The organism is Clostridium sp. CTA-7, from assembly GCF_054768095.1.
In genome coordinates this window covers 86,458-109,474 of the sequence record NZ_BAAAAV010000004.1, presented here as the reverse complement: position 1 = coordinate 109,474, position 23,017 = coordinate 86,458, and the positions used below count along the sequence as shown (strand labels likewise).

General features: G+C 30.1%; 20 protein-coding genes. All 20 read left to right on the top strand.

Annotated features, from left to right (window positions below; translation table 11 throughout):
- The first annotated feature begins 4 nt into the window (after nt 1-4).
- The 20 genes from frr (at nt 5) to ACYUEX_RS09190 (ending at nt 22,965) form a co-directional block, all read left to right on the top strand.
- Entirely contained in the window at nt 5-562 is a 558-nt protein-coding gene (gene frr, locus ACYUEX_RS09285; protein WP_411170530.1) for a ribosome recycling factor, read from the top strand.
- A 58-nt stretch (nt 563-620) separates the two neighbouring features.
- Nucleotides 621-1,382, top strand: coding sequence for an isoprenyl transferase (locus ACYUEX_RS09280; RefSeq protein ID WP_460287790.1), 762 nt, complete (start codon nt 621-623; stop codon nt 1,380-1,382).
- 16 nt (nt 1,383-1,398) lie between these two features.
- Nucleotides 1,399-2,193 (top strand): phosphatidate cytidylyltransferase, encoded by a 795-nt coding sequence (locus tag ACYUEX_RS09275; protein WP_460287788.1) that lies wholly within the window; start codon nt 1,399-1,401, stop codon nt 2,191-2,193.
- 342 nt (nt 2,194-2,535) lie between these two features.
- Nucleotides 2,536-3,492, top strand: coding sequence for an AI-2E family transporter (locus tag ACYUEX_RS09270; RefSeq protein WP_460287787.1), 957 nt, complete (start codon nt 2,536-2,538; stop codon nt 3,490-3,492).
- A 22-nt stretch (nt 3,493-3,514) separates the two neighbouring features.
- Nucleotides 3,515-4,675 (top strand): 1-deoxy-D-xylulose-5-phosphate reductoisomerase, encoded by a 1,161-nt coding sequence (dxr, locus tag ACYUEX_RS09265; RefSeq protein WP_460287785.1) that lies wholly within the window; start codon nt 3,515-3,517, stop codon nt 4,673-4,675.
- Nucleotides 4,676-4,686: 11 nt separating this feature from the next.
- On the top strand, nt 4,687-5,736 hold the full coding sequence (locus ACYUEX_RS09260; protein WP_460287783.1) for a M50 family metallopeptidase: 1,050 nt from the start codon (nt 4,687-4,689) through the stop codon (nt 5,734-5,736).
- Between the two features lie 13 nt (nt 5,737-5,749).
- Nucleotides 5,750-6,799 carry a flavodoxin-dependent (E)-4-hydroxy-3-methylbut-2-enyl-diphosphate synthase gene (gene ispG / locus ACYUEX_RS09255; protein ID WP_460287782.1) on the top strand — a complete coding sequence of 350 codons (1,050 nt, stop codon included), beginning with the start codon at nt 5,750-5,752 and terminating at the stop codon, nt 6,797-6,799.
- A 165-nt stretch (nt 6,800-6,964) separates the two neighbouring features.
- Nucleotides 6,965-11,293 (top strand): PolC-type DNA polymerase III, encoded by a 4,329-nt coding sequence (locus ACYUEX_RS09250; protein WP_460287780.1) that lies wholly within the window; start codon nt 6,965-6,967, stop codon nt 11,291-11,293.
- A gap of 260 nt (nt 11,294-11,553) precedes the next feature.
- A complete protein-coding gene (gene rimP / locus ACYUEX_RS09245; protein WP_460287779.1) occupies nt 11,554-12,015 on the top strand; it encodes a ribosome maturation factor RimP in 462 nt (153 codons plus the stop codon).
- A 16-nt stretch (nt 12,016-12,031) separates the two neighbouring features.
- Entirely contained in the window at nt 12,032-13,111 is a 1,080-nt protein-coding gene (gene nusA, locus ACYUEX_RS09240) for a transcription termination factor NusA (RefSeq protein ID WP_411170539.1), read from the top strand.
- A 12-nt stretch (nt 13,112-13,123) separates the two neighbouring features.
- Nucleotides 13,124-13,390: an RNase P modulator RnpM gene (rnpM, locus tag ACYUEX_RS09235; RefSeq protein WP_411170540.1), complete on the top strand. Its 267-nt coding sequence runs from the start codon at nt 13,124-13,126 to the stop codon at nt 13,388-13,390.
- Nucleotides 13,383-13,697, top strand: a complete 315-nt coding sequence (locus ACYUEX_RS09230) for a ribosomal L7Ae/L30e/S12e/Gadd45 family protein (protein WP_411170541.1) — start codon at nt 13,383-13,385, stop codon at nt 13,695-13,697. Before rnpM ends, ACYUEX_RS09230 begins: the two co-directional genes overlap by 8 nt.
- Before the next feature lie 15 nt (nt 13,698-13,712).
- A complete protein-coding gene (infB, locus tag ACYUEX_RS09225; RefSeq protein ID WP_460287778.1) occupies nt 13,713-15,758 on the top strand; it encodes a translation initiation factor IF-2 in 2,046 nt (681 codons plus the stop codon).
- 18 nt (nt 15,759-15,776) lie between these two features.
- Nucleotides 15,777-16,127 carry a 30S ribosome-binding factor RbfA gene (gene rbfA, locus ACYUEX_RS09220; protein WP_460287777.1) on the top strand — a complete coding sequence of 117 codons (351 nt, stop codon included), beginning with the start codon at nt 15,777-15,779 and terminating at the stop codon, nt 16,125-16,127.
- Nucleotides 16,128-17,105, top strand: coding sequence for a DHH family phosphoesterase (locus ACYUEX_RS09215; RefSeq protein ID WP_460287775.1), 978 nt, complete (start codon nt 16,128-16,130; stop codon nt 17,103-17,105). It begins immediately after the preceding gene.
- Complete coding sequence (gene truB, locus ACYUEX_RS09210; protein ID WP_460287774.1) at nt 17,105-17,983, top strand: tRNA pseudouridine(55) synthase TruB; 879 nt, start codon at nt 17,105-17,107, stop codon at nt 17,981-17,983. Before ACYUEX_RS09215 ends, truB begins: the two co-directional genes overlap by 1 nt.
- A gap of 11 nt (nt 17,984-17,994) precedes the next feature.
- Nucleotides 17,995-18,918, top strand: coding sequence for a bifunctional riboflavin kinase/FAD synthetase (locus ACYUEX_RS09205; RefSeq protein WP_460287772.1), 924 nt, complete (start codon nt 17,995-17,997; stop codon nt 18,916-18,918).
- Between the two features lie 129 nt (nt 18,919-19,047).
- Nucleotides 19,048-19,311, top strand: coding sequence for a 30S ribosomal protein S15 (rpsO, locus tag ACYUEX_RS09200; RefSeq protein WP_411170547.1), 264 nt, complete (start codon nt 19,048-19,050; stop codon nt 19,309-19,311).
- Nucleotides 19,312-19,391: 80 nt separating this feature from the next.
- Nucleotides 19,392-21,506 carry a polyribonucleotide nucleotidyltransferase gene (locus ACYUEX_RS09195; protein WP_460287771.1) on the top strand — a complete coding sequence of 705 codons (2,115 nt, stop codon included), beginning with the start codon at nt 19,392-19,394 and terminating at the stop codon, nt 21,504-21,506.
- A gap of 151 nt (nt 21,507-21,657) precedes the next feature.
- The gene (locus ACYUEX_RS09190) at nt 21,658-22,965 is read left to right on the top strand and encodes a M16 family metallopeptidase (RefSeq protein ID WP_460287770.1); all 1,308 of its coding nucleotides are present in this window, start codon (nt 21,658-21,660) and stop codon (nt 22,963-22,965) included.
- Nucleotides 22,966-23,017 lie beyond the last annotated feature (52 nt).

Genomic DNA, 23,017 nt, shown 5'->3' with positions numbered 1-23,017 from the left:
TTTTATGATTAAGGACATTATTCAAAAAGCAGAAGAAAAAATGAAAAAAACTATATCTGTGTTAAAATCTGATCTTTCAACTATGAGAGCGGGTAGAGCTAACCCAACAATGCTTGATAGAATACAAGTTGACTACTATGGTAGCCCATGTCCGTTAAGTCAAGTAGCTAATATTTCAGCTCCTGAACCAAGAGTACTAGTAATATCTCCATGGGAAAAGAGTTTGATGAAAGAAATAGAGAAGGCTATACTTACTTCAGATTTAGGAATTAACCCATCAAATGACGGTAGTGTAATTAGATTAGTTATTCCTGAATTAACAGAAGAAACAAGAAAAAATCTTGTTAAAAATGTTAAAAAAACAGGGGAAGAAGCAAAAGTTGCTTTAAGATCTATAAGAAGAGAAGCTAATGATAAAATAAAAGCATTAAAGAAAGATGGAGAAATCAGTGAAGATGAACTTAAAAATTCAGAAGAAAAAGTTCAAAAGATAATAGATTCCTTCGTTAAGGAAATAGATGTAATAATTGTGGCAAAAGAAAAAGAGATTATGTCAATTTAAAACCTGCTCTTTAGCAGGTTTTTTTCCTTATTAGAAGTGGTGGAGGGAACATAAAAATATGTTAGATATTTTTAAAACTAGTAAAAACAAGAGAAGTAAAGAAAAGATAGTTTTAGATAATGAAAGTATACCTAAACATATAGCTATAATCATGGATGGAAACGGGAGATGGGCTAAACAAAGAAAACTTCCAAGAACTATGGGGCATAAAGCTGGTGTAGAAACTATAAGAAGAGTTATAAAGGAATCACATGTACTAGGTATAAAATACTTAACTTTATATGCATTTTCAACTGAGAATTGGAAAAGACCTGATGATGAAGTTTCAGCATTGATGAAATTACTAGTTGAATATTTAAGAAGTGAGTTAGAAGAGTTAAATAAAAATGGTGTGGTTATTAGAGTTTTAGGAGATATTACTAAGCTACCTATTGATGCGCAAAAAGAAATTAATGAAGCAATTAGAATCACTAAAGATAATAAGGGAGTAATCTTAAATATAGCTTTTAATTATGGAGGAAGAGATGAAATAATAAGAGCTGTTAAAATGGTATCAGAAGAGGTTAAGAAGGGGAAAATAAATGTAGATGATATAACAGAAGAAGTTTTTGAAGAACATTTATATACCAATGATATACCAGATCCTGACTTGATAATAAGACCTTCAGGAGAACAAAGAATTAGTAATTTTCTATTATGGCAATGTGCTTATTCAGAATTTTGGTATTCTAATGTATGTTGGCCAGACTTTAAAGAAGAGCACTTACATAAAGCCATATATGACTATCAACATAGAGATAGAAGATATGGCGGAGTATAGTAGTTGAGGTGGAGAAATGAAGTTGAATAGTAGATACTTAGGGGCGGCAATGATAGCACCATTTATACTGTTTATTTTACTAGGTGGAATTTGGCTTAAGGCTTTTACAATAGTACTTTCAGTAGGTGGGTTATATGAATTTTATAAGGCTTTAAAGGAAAAGAAATTTAATCCTATTCCTATAATTGGTTATGCACTTTTAGTAGTTTTTTATTTAAGAGAAAATAACTTTGAAGAAATTATGTATATTGTAGTGTTAGCAACAATAATCTTATTAATACTGCCTGTTGTAAATTTAAAATACACATTTATAGATGTTTCAATAACTTTATTAGGATTTTTATATGTAGGGATATTATTTAGTTTTATACCTATGGTTAATAGTAAGGTTGGAGGACAATACTTGGTATGGTTAATTTTCCTAGGATCTGTGCTTGCTGATACTACAGCTTATTATGTGGGAAAATACTTAGGAAAAAGAAAGTTGTGTCCCGAAGTTAGTCCGAAGAAAACAATAGCAGGATCAGTAGGTGGATTTTTAGGAAGTACAATTGGATGTGGAATATTTGGTTTAATAATTGGAGCTAATGTACAGCAAGTTTCAATTATTCATTTCTTTTTAATAGGGGCTTTATGTGGAATAATGGGACAATTCGGAGATTTAGTGGCATCATCAGTAAAAAGATATGTTGGAATTAAAGACTATAGCAATCTAATTCCTGGACATGGCGGAATATTAGATAGATGCGATTCTATATTATTTAATGCGGCAGTAGTTTTTTATTATCTAACTTTTATAGTAGGAATATAATTATAAAGTAATAGATTAAGGTAGAGATGGATTAATTCTCTACCTTTTTTAATTTTTAAGGAAAGTATAAAATTTTTCAAAATGTAAGTATATAAGACTTCTAGCAATTGGATTTTGAAAAATAGATTTATTTTATACTTTCCTTAGCTTCAGTTTGAAAGTGGACATATGTAAGTTTGCGTTGACTTGGAGTTCGGCGACGGAATAAGTAAATTTATATATATCTACTTTTTTAGTTGGAAAAATAAAATTATTTTATATTATACTAAATTAAGGGTGAAAGGGTATGTATTAGTAAAAAGCTTAATATAATCATAGTATGAAATAACAAGGAGTAATGCTATGGAATTATATAAAACTTATAGTAAAATAATAAATTTAGTTAGTGCATTTATTATTGTAGTGTTAATAACTATATTAATAAAAAATTACTTTCAGCCTTTTTGTATAGTAATAATGATGATTTTAATAACACAACCTTTATATAAATTCTTTATAAAAGGAAATATCCCTAAAGTAATATCTGCAATATTAAGCTTAATCATAGTAAATATATCCATATTTATAGTGATATTTTATTTTGGAAATGCCATATTAGGATTCTTTCAAAAGCTTTATAGAAATAATATGGTAGAAGTAGATACTTTTATTAATAATATCAAGATACTATTAAATTTTGATTTAAATAAGATGATTCAAACTATAAGTGGAGTCTTTAATGGCAATATGATAATGCAGGGCGCTATAATTACAGGAGATGGGTTAGTATCATATTTCTTAGCAAATATAATAGATTATTTTATACTAGTAGATAAAAATAAAATTTATAATTTATTAAAAAATTTATTTCCTAAAGAAATAATAGCTAGTTTTTCACAAAAAATTAAAAATTTAAAAGAAGTTTTTAAGATAGAAGTTAAATTGATAGTATTAAGTGCAGTTATAATAACATTAGGATTTAAGGTGCTTGGAATACATAATAGCATTTTTTTAGGAAGTGTATGTGCAGTTTTAGACATACTTCCTTTTATTGGTACAACAATTGTTTTTATACCAATTATAATATACAATATTATAATGAAGAAGTACTTATTAGTATTTGGATTAATTTCACTATATTTATTAGAAAGATTCACTAGAGAAATTTTAGAAGCAAAATTTCTAAGTAGTAAATTAGAAATTCATCCATTAATAGTAATAGTATCAATTTATATAGGGGTAAAAATGTTTGGATTTATTGGTATTATTTCAGGTCCAATTTATAGTATAATTGCAAAAGATATGATTTACAGTAGTTAAATACTGAAGCTAGGAGGTAAAAATGAAAAACATTTCAATTTTAGGGGCTACAGGCTCAATAGGTACTCAAACTTTAGAGGTAATAAGAAGTTCAAATAATGAAATAAGGCTTATAGGCGTAACAGCTAATTCATCTGTAGAAAAGATTAAAGAAATAATAAATGAATTCAATCCTAAATACGTAGCTATGATGGATGAAGAAAGCGCTAAGTCAATTAAGAACTATTGTCTAGAAAACAATTTAAACATAGAAGTATTTTCAGGAATAGAAGGTCTTGAAAAAATTGCATCTTTAGAAGAAATAGATATGGTTGTAACTTCAGTTGTAGGAATGATAGGATTAAGACCAACCATAAAGGCGATAGAAGCAAAAAAAGACATAGCTTTAGCCAATAAAGAAACATTAGTTGTTGCTGGTGAACTAGTTATGAAAAAAGCAAAGGAAATGGGAGTGGAAATTTTACCAGTTGATTCAGAACATAGCGCTATATTCCAATCATTAAATGGGTATAATGAAGAAGATGTAAGTAAAATTATATTAACAGCATCAGGTGGACCTTTTAGAGGAAAAAATATAGAAGAGCTAAAGAATGTCACTGTCAAAGATGCTCTTAAGCACCCTAAATGGAATATGGGACAAAAAATATCTATAGATTCAGCAACTCTTATGAATAAAGGACTTGAAGTTATAGAAGCTCATTTTTTATTTAACTGTCCGTATGAAAATATAGAAGTAGTTGTTCATCCACAAAGTATAATTCATTCAATGGTTGAATATAATGATGCGAGTGTTATAGCTCAGCTGGGTTCAACAGATATGAAACTTCCAATTCAATATGCTTTAAATAAAAAAGAAAGAAAACATGCTATAGCAAAAAGACTTAATTTTTATGAAATTGGAACATTAACTTTTGAAAAGCCTGACATAGATACCTTTAAATGTTTAAAACTTGCTTATAGAGTTGGAAAAGAGGGTGGGTTAGCACCTTGTATATTAAATGGAGCTAACGAAGAAGCTGTAGCTTTACTATTAGAAGAAAAAATTAAGTTTTTACAAATAGCAGAAATAATCGAGGAGGTTTTAGAGTACTTCAAGGAAGAAAAATCTAAAGAAGTAACTTTAGAGAATGTAATTGAGTTAGATAATAAAGTTAGAGAATATATAAAGGCTAGGTGGAGTTAGGAGGAAATATATTGTATATAATTTATGCGTTATTAGGGTTTAGTTTACTTATAATAGTTCATGAACTTGGTCATTTCATAATGGCTAAGGTGAATGGTATAAAAGTTGAAGAATTTGCTATTGGAATGGGTCCTAAAATATTTTCTACTCAAGGAAAAGAAACTAAATATTCGATAGGTTTGTTTCCTATAGGAGGATATGTTAAAATGATGGGGGAGGAAGAAGAGGTTCAAGATGAAAGAAGCTTTTCTTCAAAGTCACCTCTTAGAAGAATAAGTGTAATTATAGCAGGAGCAGTTATGAACTTTTTATTTGCTATAATTATATTTACAATTTTCTTAAATAAATTTGGATATAGATTGCCAGAAGTAAAAACAGTAACTGAAAATTCACCTGCCTTAGAAGCAGGGCTTGAAGTGGGAGATAAATTTTTAAAGGTTGATGGAAGTAGGGTTTTTTCTGCTGATGATTTATTTGTAGGAATAAATATGGCTAAAGATAAACCTATAAACTTTTTAATAGAAAGAAATGGGGAAAAACAGGAGATAATAATTACTCCTAGACTTGTAAAGGAAAATGAAGAGGAAAATGAAGAGGAAAATGAAAATAAAAGGGAAAGATATGAAATAGGTTTTGGCTTTGAAACTGTAGAAAATCCAGGGATTATGCAAAGTTTTAAACAAAGTTTTAAAGAAACATTATCAGCAATTAATCAGACCTATAAGGGTATTAAAATGATGATTACTGGAAAGGTAAACTTTAAAACAGATGTAGGAGGGCCTGTATCTATAATTAGAATGTCAAGCCAAGCTGCAAAAAACGGAATATGGAATCTTATGTATTTTGTAGCATTCATAAGTATAAACTTAGCAGTGTTTAATATGTTACCATTTCCAGCATTAGATGGTGGTTGGACGGTAATATTATTAATCGAGCTAATTACAAGAAGAAAAGTTCCAGATAAATTGGTAGGGGCAGTAAATTATGTTGGATTAATGTTACTTTTTGGACTTATGATACTAGTTACGATAAAAGACATATTATTCCCAATACAATTTTAGGAGAGGAAGAAAAATGAAAAGAAAAGAAACAAGAAAAGTAAAAGTTGGAAGTTGTTATGTAGGAGGAGATGCTCCAGTTTCAATACAATCAATGACAAATACAGATACAAGAGATGTTGAAGCAACATTAAATCAAATAAATGATTTATATAAAGCAGGATGTGACATAATTAGATGTGCAGTTCCTGATATGAAAGCAGCAGAGGCCTTAAAAGGAATATGTGCTGAATCTCCAATACCTGTAGTTGCAGATATACATTTTGATTATAAATTAGCTTTAGCAGCTATTGAAAATGGGGTTTCAGCCTTAAGAATTAATCCAGGTAATATAGGTAGCACTGAGAAAGTAAAAATAGTTGCAGAAGCAGCAAAAAGTAAAAGTATTCCTATTAGAATAGGTGTAAATTCAGGCTCTTTAGAAAAGGATATTTTAGAGAGAGATGGGAAGCCTACTGCTAAGGGATTAGTTGAATCAGCTTTAAGACATGTAAAAATATTAGAAGAATTAGACTTTTATGATATAGTAGTATCAATAAAATCTTCTGATGTAGTTATGATGATAGAAGCTTATAGACTTATGAGTGAATCTTGCAATTATCCTCTACATTTAGGAGTTACAGAATCAGGTACTCCTTTTAGGGGAACTATAAAATCAAGTATAGGACTTGGAACTCTTTTAGCAGAAGGAATAGGGGATACTGTAAGGGTATCATTAACAAGTGATCCAATTGAAGAAATAAAGGTAGCAAAAGAAATATTAAAGGCTTTAAAATTAAAGGAAAGTGGATTACAATTTATTTCTTGTCCAACTTGTGGAAGAACTCAAATAAACCTTATAAAGATAGCACAAGAAGTTGAGAAAAAGCTAGAGAGTATAAATAAGAATATAAAGGTTGCAGTAATGGGATGTGCTGTTAATGGACCAGGAGAAGCAAGAGAAGCTGATATTGGAATTGCTGGTGGAAGAGGCGAAGGCTTAATCTTCAAAAAAGGCATAATTATTAAAAAAGTAAAAGAAGAAGATTTAATAGATGAATTAATGAAAGAAATAGAAAATATGTAATTAAAAATAATTGACAATGAATAATGATTAATTAAGTTTAGAAAGTCTAGCCTAAATTGATTATTTGACATTGTCAATTCTTTCGTTAAATTAGGAATATGTAAATAAACTTACATTAAAATATTAGAGGATGCCTTAATAGTCAATTATAAAGGTGGTGTTTATTTGGGCGAAGATGCTTTAAAACTTATAAAAAGAGAAATAAATAAAAATGAATCATTAGAAGATAAAGAAATAAATATAGTAAAGTTTCAATTTTTAAGGAAAAGCAATCTTCTTAAAGTGGTCTTGCGAGGAAAAGATGGATTAAATAACCAAGAAGAAGATGATGTAAAAAGAGCTATAAAAAAGACTTTAGGAATTGAAATAGATATAAAAGTGTTATTTTACAGAGATATATCGACCTTAACACTTGAAGAGATATTAGAAAAGCATTGGATTGAAGTTATAGAAGATATTATGAAAAGAGTTCCTTTATCTAAGGCTGTTTTAATAAAAGGAGTGAAGACAATAAAGGGAAATACTATAACTATAAAAAGTGGATATGAGAAAATAAATGAACACTTAAATGTTAAAGATATCCCTAAGCAAATTTCACTTAATATAGAAAATATATTTGGTATAAAAGCTAAGGTAGTTTTAGAGTATGATTCTGATTTAGAAATAGAGAGTAATTATAGTCAGAAGCTTGAACAGGAAAAAGAAGTTTTAAAAGAAATTTTTAGTGGAAGAAATATTTCAATTGAAGATTCAAATAAACCGAAAGAGGAAAAGACAGCTAATAAACCTAAGAAAACTTATGAAAAGAGAGAATTTAAAAGAGAGCCTAAAAGTGAAAATAGTATCTTAGGAAGAAGTATAAGTCAAGAAGCTATTCCAATTAAAGATATAGATGAAACCTCAGGAATAGTTGCTGTAATTGGTGAAGTATTTAAAACAGATATAGTAGAAACGAAAACTGGAAAAATTATATTAACATTTTTTATAACAGATTATACAAGCTCTATAACTGTGAAGTGTTTCTTAAAGCCTCAAGAAACAGAAGAAGTTTTAGAGAAGGTAAAAAAAGGCCTTTACTGTAAAGTAAGAGGAGAGGCTATTTATGACACCTATGCAAGAGAAGTAGTAATAATGGGTAGAGATATCTTAAAGATGAGTAAAATAGAAAGAATGGATGGAGCTGAAGAAAAAAGAGTTGAGCTTCATTGCCATACGACTATGAGTGCTATGGATGGAGTTGCATCAGCAAGTAAAATAATAGAGAGAGCAGCAAAATGGGGCCATAAAGCAATTGCAATTACAGATCATGGAGTAGTGCAAGCTTTTCCAGATGCACAAATGGCAGCAAAGAAAAATAAAATCAAGGTTTTATATGGAGTAGAAGGATACTTAGTAAATGATGGAATGCCTATAGCTTTAAATGAAAAGGGCCAAGATTTTAATGATACTTATGTAGTATTTGATATAGAAACTACAGGTTTTTCAGCTAAAAATGATAAGATTATAGAGATAGGTGCTGTAAAAATAAAGGGAAGAGAAGTAATAGATACTTTTAGTGAGTTTATATACCCAAAATGCAGAATTCCATATAAAATAACAGAACTTACAGGAATAACGGATGAAATGGTTAAGGATGCAGATTCTATAGAAGTAGTTCTTCCAAAGTTTATGGAATTTATAAAGGGTTCAGTAGTAGTTGCTCATAATTCTGCTTTTGATACAGGATTTATAAAGAAAAATTGTACTGACTTAGGTTTAGAATTTAATTCTACTATAGTAGATACGGTACCCCTTGCAAGGTTTTTATATCCGGAATTAAAAAGAGTTAAATTAAATTTAGTAGCTAAACATCTAGGCGTGTCTCTTGAAAACCACCATAGAGCAGTAGATGATGCAAAAGCTACTGCAGAAATCTTCTTAATATCTATTAAAAAAATGATAGAAGAATTAAATATGAATAGTTTGCATGATTTAAATAAAGAATTCCTTGAAAAGATGGATATTAAAAAAGAAAAAGCTCATCATGTAATAATATTTGCTAAAACTCAAGTTGGAATGAAAAACTTATATAAGCTTGTATCAGAAGCTCATATAGATAATTTCCAAAAGCATCCTAGAACAAGAAAAAGTAAACTTATGGAGATGAGAGATGGACTTCTTATAGGGTCAGCTTGTGAAGCTGGTGAAGTGTATAGAGCCGTCTTAGATGGTAAGAGTGATGAAGAATTAAAAGATATTATGAATTTTTATGATTATTTAGAAATTCAGCCTATAACAAATAATGAATTCCTTATAAATAAAGGGAATGTAAAAGATGAAGATGAACTTAGAGCTTTAAATATGAAAATATATAATTTAGGTAGAGAACTAAACAAACCTGTTGTAGCAACAGGAGATGTCCATTTTTTAGACCCTCAAGATGAAGTTTTTAGAAGAATAATAATGGCAGGTCAAGGATTTTCTGATTCTAGTAATCAGCCTCCGCTATATTTAAAAACCACAGAAGAAATGTTAAAGGAATTTTCATATTTAGGAGGAGAAGCTTCAAGGGAAGTAGTAATAACCAATCCTGGAGAAATTGCAGATTCTATAGAAGTATTAAAACCTATACCTGATGAAACATATCCACCAAAAATAGAAGGTGCAGATGAAGAAATAAGAGAAATGACTATGAAGAAGGTTCATTCTATCTATGGTAATCCTCTTCCAGAAGTAGTTCAAAAAAGGTTAGATAAGGAGCTAAACTCTATAATAAATAATGGATATGCTGTACTTTATTTAATTGCACAAAAACTAGTTGCTAAATCTCTAGAAGATGGATACTTGGTTGGATCAAGAGGATCTGTTGGATCATCATTTGTTGCAACAATGTCAAACATTACAGAAGTTAACGGGTTACCTCCTCACTATGTTTGTCCAAATTGCAAAAAATCGGAATTCTTCTTAGATGGATCAGTAAGCTCAGGAGCAGATTTAGAAGATAAGGATTGCCCAAAGTGTGGAACTACATATATAAAAGAGGGGCATGATATACCATTTGAAACTTTCCTAGGTTTTGAAGGTGATAAAGAACCTGATATAGATCTTAATTTTTCAGGGGATAACCAAGGAGAAATTCATAAGTACACCGAAGTTCTTTTTGGTAAAGGATATGTATTTAAAGCAGGAACAATAGGCACTGTTGCTGAAAAAACAGCTTATGGATATGTTAGAAAGTATTTAGATGAAAGAGGATTAAGAGCTTCCATGGCTGAAATAGAAAGATTGACTATTGGATGTACAGGAATAAAAAGAACTACAGGGCAGCATCCAGGTGGTATTATGGTTGTTCCCAGTGATAATGAAATTTACAATTTCACGCCAATACAAAGACCAGCAGACGATCCAACTTCAGATGTAACAACTACACATTTTGATTATCACTCTATTTCAGGTAGATTGCTTAAGCTCGATATACTTGGGCACGACGATCCTACTATGATTAGAATGCTTCAAGATTTAACAGGAGTAGATCCTAAAACTATACCATTAAATGATAAAAAGGTTATATCCTTATTTACATCTCCGGAAGCTCTTGGTGTAACAAAGGAGGAACTTGAATGTGAAGTTGGAAGTTATGGTTTACCTGAGTTTGGTACAAAATTCGTTAGAGGAATGCTTGTAGACACTCAGCCAAAAAGTTTTGCAGATTTAGTTAGAATATCTGGACTTTCACATGGTACAGATGTTTGGCTTAATAATGCGCAGTATTTTATAAAAGAAGGATACACTACATTAAAAGATTGTATTTCTACAAGAGATGATATAATGGTTTATTTAATGTATGCTGGGGTACCACCTAAAATGGCTTTTACAATAATGGAAAGTGTAAGAAAAGGTAAGGGACTAACAGAGGATTTTGAAAAGACAATGAGGGAAAATAATGTGCCTGATTGGTATATAGAATCATGTAAAAGAATAAAATACATGTTTCCTAAAGGTCATGCAGTTGCTTACGTTATGATGGCTGTAAGAATTGCCTATTTTAAAGTTTATTATCCAGAAGCTTACTACGCAACATATTTTACTGTAAGAGCAGATGACTTTGATGCTGATCTTATTTGTAAGGGACCTGGAGCAATAAAAGCTAAGTTAGATGAGCTTTATGAATTAGGGAATAAAATAACAGCAAAAGATAAAGGTTTAATTACAGTTTTAGAACTATCTTATGAGCTTTATGCAAGAAAACTTAATTTCTTAAAAGTAGATATATATATATCAGAAGCAACTAAATTCACAATAGAAAAAGAGGGAATAAGGCCTCCAATTAGAGCTCTTGAAGGGGTTGGAGAAAATGCTGCAAAAAGTATAGTAGAAGCTAGGAAGCAAGGGGAATTTATATCAAAGGAAGACTTAAGAATAAGAGCTAAAGTTTCAAAGACTGTTATAGAGACTTTAAGTAATCATGGATGTCTTGAAGGAATGTCAGAAACAAATCAGTTATCATTATTCTAATTTTTAGTATAAAAGTCTTATAAATAGGGCAACTAATAAATACATGGTGCTGAATAATTTATCCAACTACCCCTTGTATTAATTAGGAAATTATGATAGGATAATAAAAGAAGTAATTTACTAATAGCTAGAAGTTAGGAGTGGGAATGATAAATGCCCGCTCTTTCTATTTAATTGCAACTACAAATAGTTGCTTTTTTTATAGATTAGCTAGTAAATATTTAAAGTCTTAAAACTGAATATAGAAAAGGAGGGTTAATATGAAGGTTGATGCATTATTAGAAACAATTAATCAATTAGTAAAACCTGTAGCAGAAGAATTAGATTATGAGATTTATCACATTGAATATGTAAAAGAAAATGGAGAATATTATTTAAGAATATATATTGATAAAGACGGTGGTGGAATTACTTTATCAGATTGTGAAGCTCTATCAAGAAGAGTCAGTGATATTATGGATGAAAAGGATCCAATCCCTGTAGCTTATTTCTTGGAAGTATCATCACCAGGTTTAAATAGAGGATTATTTACAGATGATCATTTTAAGAGACAAATAGGAAAAGAAGTAATGCTAAGATTCACGAAATCATTAAATGGAATAAAAAATATAAAAGGTATATTAAAGGAAGTAAATGATGAATCAGTAACAGTTGAATCTGATGAATTAGTTACAATTCCAAAAGATAAAATAAAATCAGCCAATTTAGAAGGGGAAATATAACAAGGAGGATATTAAAATGAACCAAGAGTTTATAGGTGCTCTTAAAGAAATTGTTAAAGATAAGGGGATTAGCGAAGATTTAATTTTTACTACGATAGAGGATGCTTTAGTTGCAGCTTATAAAAAGAACTATGCTAGTCCAACTACTTCAGCACAAAATGTAAAAGTAAGCATAAATAGAGAAACAGGGGAAATTCATGTGTACGCTCAAAAAGTAGTAGTTGAAGACGTATATGATGATGTAACTGAAATAAGTTTAGAAGAAGCTAAGGAAGTTAGCCCAAGATATGATCTTGATGATATAGTTGATTTAGAAGTTACACCAAAGAATTTTGGAAGAGTCGCAGCACAACTTGCTAAGGGTGTGGTAACTCAAAGAATAAGAGAAGCTGAAAGAAACATAGTATATTCTGAATATAAAGAACTAGAATACGATATAATTACTGGAACTGTTTTAAGAAAAGACAAAGGTAATACTTTTGTAAACCTTGGAAGAATAGAAGGTTCTATTGGACCAAACGAACAAATTCCAGGAGAAGAATATAAATTCAACGAAAGAATAAAACTATATGTAGTAGAAGTAAAAAATGGATCAAAAGGAGCACAAATCTTAGTTTCAAGAACTCATCCAGGATTAGTAAAGAGACTTTTTGAGTTAGAAGTACCTGAAATATATGAAGGTGTTGTTGAAATAAAGAGCATATCAAGAGAGGCTGGTTCAAGAAGCAAAATTGCAGTTTACTCAAATGATGAAAATGTAGATCCAATGGGTGCTTGTGTTGGACCAAAAGGAACTAGAGTTCAAAATATAGTAAATGAACTTAAAGGTGAAAAAATAGATATAATTAAGTGGAGTAAAAATCCAGAAGAGTTTATAGCAGCTTCATTAAGCCCTGCAAAAGTTTTAGAAGTTGTGGCTGATGAAGAATCAAAGTCAGCAAAAGTAGTTGTAGATGATAATCAATTATCACTTGCTATAGGAAAAGAAGGTCAAAATGTTAGACTTGCAGCAAAATTAACTAACTGGAAGATAGATATAAAGAGTAAATCTCAAGCAGAAGCGTTAAAAGCAGAAAAATCAGAAGTATTAGAATAAGGGAGGATTTTTATGAAAGTAAAGAAAGTTCCTTTAAGAATGTGTACTGGATGTATGGAGATGAAACCTAAAAAAGAGCTTATAAGAGTTGTGAAAAGTCCAGAAGGTGAAGTTTCAGTTGATTTGACTGGAAAAAAATCAGGTAGAGGTGCATATATTTGTAAAGATATAGAATGCTTAGAGAAAGCTTTTAAAGCAAAGAGGCTTTCAAGAAACTTGGATATAGCAATAGATGAAGTTATATATAATAGATTAAGGGAAGAAATTAAGCATGAATAAATTTTTTAATTTTCTAGGTTTAGCTAAAAGATCAGGAAATTTAGTTGAAGGGTATAGTAAGTGCGATGAACAACGAAATAGAAAAGCTATTTTTTTATTCATAATCTCCAATGATGCTTCAATTAGTACAAAAAAGAAATTTAAAAATCATTGTGTATTGAAGAATATACAATTTATAGAAGACTTTTCTAAGGAAGAATTAGGTGCTTCTATTGGAAGAGAAGAAGTGAAAATATTAGCTGTAACAGATGAAAATATGGCTAAAAAACTTTATACCCTTTACGAAGGGGAAAAAGTTAAAATTTAACCGGGGGTGATTTTATTGTCAAAAATCAGAGTATATGAATTGGCAAAAGAACTGCAAATAAGCTCAAAGGAGCTTATAGAATTATTAATGAATGAATTTAGCGTAGATGTTAAAAATCATATGAGTGTTATAGAGGATGAAGATGCAGAATTAATTAAAGAATTAATCGGAGAAAATGGATCTTCAGAAGATAAGACTATAGTTGATGAATACGAAGAAATATTGGCTGAAGAAGTTAATAATCAAGCTAAAAAGAGAAAGAAAAAGAAAGTAGAAGAAGTTGATTCAATTGGAGAAGGCGGATCAGGAGTTGTTGAAATCGGAGAAACAATAACTGTAAAGGAACTTTCAGAAAAACTTGGTAAACCAACTACTGATGTTATAAGAACACTTATTTTTACAGGTGTTATGGCTGCAATAAACCAAGAGATAGATTTTGAAACTGCTGAAAAAGTATGTGAAAAATATGAATGTTTAGTTGTTAAAAAAGAAGAAAAAGAAGAGTTAGAAATAGTTGAAGAAGAAGAAGAAGTGGTTGAAGAAAATTTAGTGAAGAGACCACCGATAGTTACAGTTATGGGACACGTTGACCATGGTAAGACTTCATTATTAGATGCTATTAGAAAAGCAAATGTTACATCTAATGAAGCAGGTGGTATAACTCAACATATAGGAGCTTATACTGTTAACTTAAATGGAGAAAGGCTAACATTCTTGGATACTCCAGGACATGAAGCTTTTACAGCAATGAGAGCTAGAGGAGCTCAAATTACAGATGTAGTTATATTAGTTGTTGCAGCTGATGATGGAATAATGCCTCAAACAAAAGAAGCTATAAATCACTGTAAAGCAGCTGGAGTTCCTATGATAATTGCTATAAACAAGATAGATAGACCAGGAGCTAATATAGATAGAGTTAAACAAGAATTAACAGAATATGAATTAGTAGCTGAGGACTGGGGTGGAGACACTATTTGTGTTCCTGTATCAGCAAAAACAGGTGATAACTTAGAACAGTTATTAGAAATGGTTCTATTAACCGCTGAAATGGCAGAATTTAAAGCTGATCCAAAGAGAAAGGCTAAGGGAACTGTTATAGAAGCTCAGCTTGATAAGGGTAGAGGACCAGTTGCAACACTTCTTGTTCAAAATGGTACATTACATGTAGGAGACTCAATATTAGTTGGTTCTACATATGGTAGAATTAGAGCTATGTTTGATGACAAAGGAAAGAGTATTAAATCAGCTGGACCTTCTATACCAGTAGAAATACTAGGACTTTCAGAAGTACCAGCAGCAGGAGATAGATTTACTGTTGTTAAAGATGAAAAGACAGCTAGAAATATGGCTGAAATTAGAAAACAAAAAATTAAGGATGAAAGCTTCCATTCAGCTAATAGAGTTTCTCTTGAAGATTTATATAGTCAAATTCAAGAAGGGACTGTTAAAGAGCTTGGAATAATAGTTAAGGCTGACGTACAAGGTTCAGTTCAAGCTATAAAACAATCTTTAGAAAAGCTTTCAACAGAAGATGTAAAGGTAAGAGTAATTCACGGTGGTGTTGGAGCTATAACAGAAACAGATGTTACACTAGCAACAGCATCAAATGCATTACTTATAGGATTTAACGTAAGACCAGATTCAAATGCAACAGTGATAGCTGATAGAGATGGTGTTGAAATTAAAACATATAGAATAATATATGATGCAATAGAAGATGTTAAATCAGCAATGATAGGAATGCTTGATCCAGAATACAAAGAAGTTGTAAATGGTAAAGCAGAAGTAAGAGTAGTTTATAAAATTTCTAATGTAGGAACAATTGCAGGATGTTACGTTACAGATGGTAAAATGTTAAGAAACTCAGAAGTAAGAGTAATAAGGGATGGAATAGTAATATTTGAATCTACTTTAGCTTCACTTAAGAGATTCAAAGACGATGCTAAGGAAGTAAACACAGGATATGAATGTGGTTTAAGCGTAGAAAAATTCAATGATCTTAAAGAAGGTGACGTAATAGAGTCATTTAGTATGCAAGCAATTGAAAGAAAACAGCTTTAAATAAAGAGGTGATTTTAAATGGCTAATTACAGAGGCGGAAGAATAAACGAAGAAGTTAAAAGAGAAATAAGCGTTATAATAAGAGATGAAATCAAGGATCCTAGAATGACGGCTATGGTTTCAATTACAGCAGTTAAAGTAACAAAGGATTTAAGATATGCAAAGGTATTTGTAAGTATATTTGGAAAGAATGAAGAAGAAAAGAATGAAACCTTTGCAGCATTAAAAAGTGCAAGCGGATATATAAGAAAAGAAATAGGTCAAAGAATAAATTTGAGAAATACTCCTCAAATTCTATTTGAACTTGATGACTCTATAAGCTATAGTATGAAGATAGAAGAGCTTATAGAAAAGGCTAGAGAAAAATAGATGTCTACTTTACAAGAAGTAAGTAAAGCAATTTTAAATAGTAAAAAAATAGGCATTACCTACCATGTATCACCAGATGGTGATGCGGTAGGTAGTGCACTTGCACTATTAAATGGACTTAGAGGTATAAAAAAGGACGCTTATTTAATTTCAAAGGATATAATATCAGAAAATCTTCAATTTCTTCCTGCTGCAAATGAAGCTACAGGAAATTTAACATCTCCAACTGAAGACACTCCTATAGTTATAGTTCTAGATTGTGGAAATTACGAAAGAATATCTGCAAATTTAGATAATTTTAAAGGAAGTATATTAAATGTGGATCACCATATTTCAAATGATAAGTATGGAGATTTAAATTATGTAGATACAGAGGCAGCAGCAACAGCAGAAATAGTATTTGAATTATTAGAAATATTAGGCTTAAATTTTAATGAGGAAAAGGATGACATAAGAGAAATAGGAACATGCCTTTACACATCATTAGTTACGGATACAGGTGCTTTTAGACATTCAAATGTAACTTTTAGAACTCATACTATTGCAGCAAGATTAAAAAACATAGGTGTAAATAATACAAACATACATCAAAATCTTTTTGATAATAAAAGTTTTGAGAAGATTAGATTAATAGGTAAAGCTCTAAATAATATGGAATTATTGTTTGATAGAAGAGTGGCTCTTATTAAAATTCCTATTTCTTATGGGGAAGAGTTAGGAGTAGAAATAGGAGATACATCAGATATAATTTCTTTTGGATTACAAATAAAAGGTGTTGAAGTTGCCGTATTAATTAAAGAAATAGAAAATGGTTCTAAAGCAAGTTTAAGATCAAAGAATAATTTTGATGTTAGAAATATTGCAGAAAAATTAGGTGGCGGAGGCCATGTAAAAGCAGCAGGGATAACTCTAAAGGGGATAAAATTAGAAGAGGCTAAGGATAAAATTCTAGAAGAAATAGAGAAAGAGTTGTTGTAATGGACGGTGTAATTAATATTTTTAAGAATGCTGGTATGACTTCTTTTGATGTAGTTAGAATTGTAAAAAAAGCTGCATCTACTGGTAAAGTAGGACATACTGGAACATTAGATCCAGAAGCATGTGGAGTTTTACCGGTATGTATAGGAAAAGGAACTAAAATTATAGATTATATAATGAATTCAGATAAAGTATATGAAGTAGAATTTAAGCTTGGTATAAAAACTACTACATATGATTTAGAGGGAGATATAATAGATGAAAAAGATCCTTCTAATATAGAAGAGGAAGAGATATTAAAGTCTATTTATTTATTTAAAGGTGAATATTCTCAAATACCGCCTATGTATTCTGCTATAAAGCAAAATGGGGTAAGACTTTATGAACTAGCAAGAAAAGGCATAGAAGTAGAAAGAGAAGGTAGACTTGTTAAAATATATGAAATAGAAGATATTAAAATAAATAATCCCTATATTAAAATGAAGGTAACATGTTCTAAAGGGACCTACATAAGGAGTCTTTGTTATGATATAGGTGAGGCTTTGGGAGTTGGAGCTACAATGACAAAGCTAAAAAGAAGCAAGACATCCAAATTTACTGAAGAAGAATCCATTAATATAGATAATATAAATTCAGAGAATATAGAGAATTATATTATAAGTATAGAAGATGCATTAGATACCTATAAGAAATTAATAGTTTTAAATAGATTTTCAAAGCTTTTAATTAATGGCGTTAAAGTTTTTGATAAGAGATTTACTAAAGATAATGTTGAATTAGGAAAACTATATAGAGTTTATGATGAAAGTGGAAATTTTATTGGACTTGGAAAAAGCGATCATCAGGGCTTTAAAATAGAAAAATTATTAATTAATTAGGGGAGCAGGATATGATAGTAATAGATGATATTATTATGGATAAGAAGGAAAAAGGTAACTATGTTGCGTTGGGAAGCTTTGATGGACTTCATTGTGGACACCTATCTCTTGTAAAAAAGACTGTAGAAATAGCTAAAGAAAAAAATGGGAAAAGCATGGTGTTTACATATAAGAATCACCCTAAAACATTAGTAAATCCAGAGAATGCACCTAAATTAATTATGGATTTAGAAACAAAACTTAAGTATTTAGAAGAAGAAAATGTAGATATAGTAGTCCTTAGAAGCTTTACTAAAGAGTTTATGTCAATGTCGGCAGAGAATTTTATAAAATTACTTTGTTTGGACTATAATGTAAAAGGAATTGTAGTTGGCTTTAACTTTAAGTTTGGATATAAAAATCTAGGTGAAGTAAAGCTGTTAGAGAGTCTTCAAGCAAAATATGGATACGAATTGTATATAATAGAACCATATACGTATAAAGATGATGTAATAAGTAGTACAAGAATAAGAAAAGCTATTTTAGAGGGAAATGTAGAAGAAGCTTTTAAGATGTTGTCTAAGCCATATTTAATTAAAGGTAAAGTTATTCATGGTAAAAAACTTGGAAGAACTATAGGATTTCCAACTGCAAATTTAGAGTTTGATGAGGAAATGATAATTCCCCAAAAAGGAGTTTATTATACCAATGTAGAATATAAAAATAAAATTTACAGAGGAATTACATCTGTGGGGAATAATCCTACAGTAAATGGGCAACAATTAACTATAGAAACTTTTATATTAAATTTTAATGAAGAAATCTATGGTGTGGAGATTAAAATTTATTTTATAGAAAGAATAAGAGGTGAAATAAAGTTTAACTCTTTAGAAGAACTTGTTGCACAAATAAAAAAAGATGAAAAATTTGCAAAAGATAAGGATATAGTAATATAATTTATATAAATTTATAATTTACAATATGTATATGATTTGTTATAATAGCAAAGAAGAACCTAATTCTAAGATATGAGGGTGCTAGCTCATTTCCTGGATATAGGGGATAATTTTACGGAGGTGCGAACAATGGACGCAATAAGAAAGCAAGAAATAATTAAAGAACACGGAAGACATGAAGGAGATACTGGTTCACCAGAAGTGCAAATCGCTTTATTAACAGAAAGAATTAATTCTTTAACTGGTCATTTAAAGATGCACAAGAAAGACCACCACTCAAGAAGAGGTCTTTTAATGATGGTTGGACAAAGAAGAGGTCTTTTAAATTACTTAGCTGCTCAAGATATCGAAAGATACAGAGCTATAATCAAAAAATTAGGCTTAAGAAGATAGTCTTTAGAGCGGTTTTTAAGCCGCTCTATTATTTTAACAAATTTAAATGATAAGAGATAAGCCCGAAGGGAGGTTACAAAATGAACAATGTAATGAAAACAACTATAGCTGGTAGAGAGCTTAAATTAGAATTTGGAAAAGTTGGGATGTTATCAAATATAGCATCATTTATTAGCTATGGAGACACAGTTATTTTAACTAATGTAAATGCTTCAGAAAAACCAAGAGAGGGTATAGATTTCTTTCCATTAAGCGTAGAATACGAAGAAAGATTATACTCAGTAGGAAAAATTCCAGGTGGATTTATTAAGAGGGAAGGTAGACCTTCAGAAAATGCTATATTATTTGGAAGAGCAGTTGATAGACCTTTAAGACCATTATTTCCAAAGGGATATAGAAATGATGTGCAAGTTGTTTGCACAGTAGTATCAGTTGAAAAGGATAACCTACCAGAAATTCTAGCAATTAATGCAGCGTCATTATCATTATGTTTATCAAGCATTCCTTTTACAACACCTGTTGCAGCTGTGCAAGTAGGTCTAATCGATGGAAACTTCATTTTAAACCCAACATCTAAAGAAAGAGAAGAAAGTGAACTTCAATTAACTGTTTGCGCAACTAGTGAAAGAGTTATGATGATTGAAGCTGGCGGTCAAGAAATTCCAGAAGATGTTATGATTAGTGCAATTAAATTTGGATTTGATAGTTGTCAAGATATAATCAAATTCCAAGAAGAAGCTATGAGTAGATTTGGAAAAGAAAAAATGGTTCCAGAACTATATAAGCCAAGTGAAGAATTAGAAAATGCTATTAAAGAATATGCTAGTGAAATGATTAAAGAAGCTATGTGGATAAAGGATAAAGATGAAAGAAATGCTGCAATGGACGAAGTAAATGAAAAGGTTTATGCAGAATTTGAAGAAAAGTATCCAGAAAACCTAGCTGATGTAAAAGAAATAATCTATAACTTACAAAAAGAAGTTGTAAGAGATATGCTTTTGAATTATCACAGAAGACCAGATGAAAGAGCCTTTGATCAGGTTAGACCAATTTCTTGTGAGGTTGGAATTCTTCCAAGAACTCATGGTACAGGATTATTTACAAGAGGGTTAACTCAAGTAATGACAGTTGCTACATTGGGAGCTGTAGGTGATATTCAAATAATTGACGGGATAGGTGAAGAAGAATCTAAGAGATACATGCATCATTATAACTTCCCAGCCTATTCAGTGGGTGAAGTAAGACCACTTAGAGGACCGGGAAGAAGAGAAATAGGACATGGAGCTTTAGCAGAAAGAGCTTTAGAGCCATTAATACCTTCAGAAGAAGAATTTCCATACACTATTAGATTAGTATCAGAAGTATTAAGCTCTAATGGTTCTACATCACAAGCTTCAGTTTGTGGTAGTACGTTAGCTCTTTTAGATGCAGGTGTACCTCTTAAGAGACCAGCTGCTGGTATAGCAATGGGACTTATAACTTCAGAAGACCTTTCAAAAGAAGAAGTTTTAACAGATATTCAAGGAATAGAAGACTTCTTTGCTGATATGGACTTTAAGGTTGCAGGAACTACAGAGGGTATTACTTCAATACAAGTTGATACTAAAATAAAAGGTTTAAGCTTTAAAGTTATAGAAGATGCTATAATGGGAGCTAGAAAAGCTAGACTTCATATATTAGATAAAATAAGTGAATGTATTCCACAATCAAGAAAAGAAGTTTCAACATATGCTCCTAAAACTTTAATAATAAGTATTGATCCAGAAAAGATAAGAGATGTTATAGGTGCAGGTGGAAAAGTTATAAACAAGATTATCGATGAAACTGGAGTTAAAATTGATATTAAAGAAGATGGTACAGTATTTGTATCTTCAGCAGATCATGATGGCGTAAATAAAGCAATAGCTATTATAGAAGGCTTAACTAAAGAAGTTAAAGCTGGAGAAGTTTACTTAGGAAAAGTAACAAAAATAGCTGCATTTGGAGCCTTCGTTGAAATTCTTCCAAATAAAGAAGGATTATGCCATATATCAAAATTAGATAAGGCAAGAGTAAATAAGGTTGAAGATGTTGTATCTGTGGGAGATGAAATATTAGTTAAGGTAACTGAAATAGATAATCAAGGAAGAATTAATCTTTCAAGAAAAGATGCATTAACTGATGATTCAGAAGGTGAAACAGAAAAAAGCGAATAGAAAAAAAGTTAGTAAAGGGCAATTTATTGCCTTTTTTTCTTTATATGATAAAATTTTAATTAAATATAAATAATTAGTATTACATAACTCTAAAATAATATAGAATAATAGTAATATAGAATAAATTTAAAATAGATAAAGAGGAGGAACTATGTACAATATATATACATTAAAAAATGGATTAAGAGTTGTAACAGAATATATAGATCATGTAAATTCAATAAGTGTTGGGGTGATGGTTCAAAATGGTTCAAGAAACGAGGACTTAGAGCTAAATGGTATATCTCATTTTATAGAGCATATGTTTTTTAAGGGAACAGAAAATAGAACTTCAAAGGAGATAGTTCAACAAATAGAAAATGTAGGTGGACAAATTAATGCATATACAAGTAAAGAGGCAACTTGCTATTATATAAAAGCTTTAAGTACACATTTAGATTTATCTATAGAAATACTAGCTGATATGATATTAAATTCTAAATTCGATGACGAAGAAATAGAAAAAGAAAAAGGAGTAGTTATTGAGGAAATAAATATGAGTGAAGATACTCCAGAAGATGTTTTAGATAATAATCAATCAAAAGCAGTATTTGGCGATAATTCATTATCATATCCTATACTTGGGAGTATAGATAATATAAAATCATTTAATAGTGATAAGATAAAGAAATTTGTTAAATCTCATTATGCACCGCATAATTCAGTAATATCTGTTTGTGGAAAATTTGATGAAAAAGAGTTAATGAAGATGATAGAAGAAAACTTTGGTTCTTGGGAAAGTGAAGGACACTATGTACCTGAATACAAGACACCTATTTTACTTAATGAAAGTAACTATACAAATAAACAAATAGAACAAGTTCATATAAATTTGACTTTAAATGGATTACCATATGCTCACGAAAAATCTTATGCATTAGTCCTTTTAAATAATGTTTTTGGAGGAGGAGCATCATCTGTATTATTCCAAAATGTTAGAGAAGAATTAGGTCTTTGCTATACTATTTATTCATATGGTCAACCATATTTAGGCGTAGGAATAAATAATATATATACAGGTGTAAGTAAGCAATCAGCAGATAAAGCTTTAGATGTAATTAATAAGCAGCTTAAAAAGTTTGCGGATAAAGGAATTTCAAAAGATTTATTAGAAATTAATAAAGAAAAAATAAAAGCAAGTTATATATTAGGATTAGAAAGTACTTCATCTAGAATGTTTGCTAATGCAAAAAGCATGTTGCTTCAGAATAAGATTAAAACTCAAGAAGAAGTAATAAAAAGAATTAACAATATAAATAGTGAAGACATAAAATATGTATTAGATACTTGCTTTAAACCAGGCATAATAAGCTCATCATATGTAGGTCAAGATATAGAATGGGAAAAGTTAAATCATATTATAGAGCCTAATATAAAAGCTTATGATAACTCTAATAATGAAGGGTTAAAAAGTACATAATATTACCATAATATTATGTACTAAATTATCTCTAATTAGCATAAGATTTACA

Excerpts from the sequence above, each read along its gene's own strand:
- frr (WP_411170530.1), top strand. The coding sequence starts at position 5 with ATGATTAAGGACATTATTCAAAAAGCAGAAGAAAAAATGAAAAAAACT.
- ACYUEX_RS09280 (WP_460287790.1), top strand. The coding sequence starts at position 621 with ATGTTAGATATTTTTAAAACTAGTAAAAACAAGAGAAGTAAAGAAAAG.
- ACYUEX_RS09275 (WP_460287788.1), top strand. The coding sequence starts at position 1,399 with ATGAAGTTGAATAGTAGATACTTAGGGGCGGCAATGATAGCACCATTT.
- ACYUEX_RS09270 (WP_460287787.1), top strand. The coding sequence starts at position 2,536 with ATGGAATTATATAAAACTTATAGTAAAATAATAAATTTAGTTAGTGCA.
- dxr (WP_460287785.1), top strand. The coding sequence starts at position 3,515 with ATGAAAAACATTTCAATTTTAGGGGCTACAGGCTCAATAGGTACTCAA.
- ispG (WP_460287782.1), top strand. The coding sequence starts at position 5,750 with ATGAAAAGAAAAGAAACAAGAAAAGTAAAAGTTGGAAGTTGTTATGTA.
- rimP (WP_460287779.1), top strand. The coding sequence starts at position 11,554 with ATGAAGGTTGATGCATTATTAGAAACAATTAATCAATTAGTAAAACCT.
- nusA (WP_411170539.1), top strand. The coding sequence starts at position 12,032 with ATGAACCAAGAGTTTATAGGTGCTCTTAAAGAAATTGTTAAAGATAAG.
- rnpM (WP_411170540.1), top strand. The coding sequence starts at position 13,124 with ATGAAAGTAAAGAAAGTTCCTTTAAGAATGTGTACTGGATGTATGGAG.
- ACYUEX_RS09230 (WP_411170541.1), top strand. The coding sequence starts at position 13,383 with ATGAATAAATTTTTTAATTTTCTAGGTTTAGCTAAAAGATCAGGAAAT.
- rbfA (WP_460287777.1), top strand. The coding sequence starts at position 15,777 with ATGGCTAATTACAGAGGCGGAAGAATAAACGAAGAAGTTAAAAGAGAA.
- ACYUEX_RS09215 (WP_460287775.1), top strand. The coding sequence starts at position 16,128 with ATGTCTACTTTACAAGAAGTAAGTAAAGCAATTTTAAATAGTAAAAAA.
- truB (WP_460287774.1), top strand. The coding sequence starts at position 17,105 with ATGGACGGTGTAATTAATATTTTTAAGAATGCTGGTATGACTTCTTTT.
- ACYUEX_RS09205 (WP_460287772.1), top strand. The coding sequence starts at position 17,995 with ATGATAGTAATAGATGATATTATTATGGATAAGAAGGAAAAAGGTAAC.
- rpsO (WP_411170547.1), top strand. The coding sequence starts at position 19,048 with ATGGACGCAATAAGAAAGCAAGAAATAATTAAAGAACACGGAAGACAT.
- ACYUEX_RS09195 (WP_460287771.1), top strand. The coding sequence starts at position 19,392 with ATGAACAATGTAATGAAAACAACTATAGCTGGTAGAGAGCTTAAATTA.
- ACYUEX_RS09190 (WP_460287770.1), top strand. The coding sequence starts at position 21,658 with ATGTACAATATATATACATTAAAAAATGGATTAAGAGTTGTAACAGAA.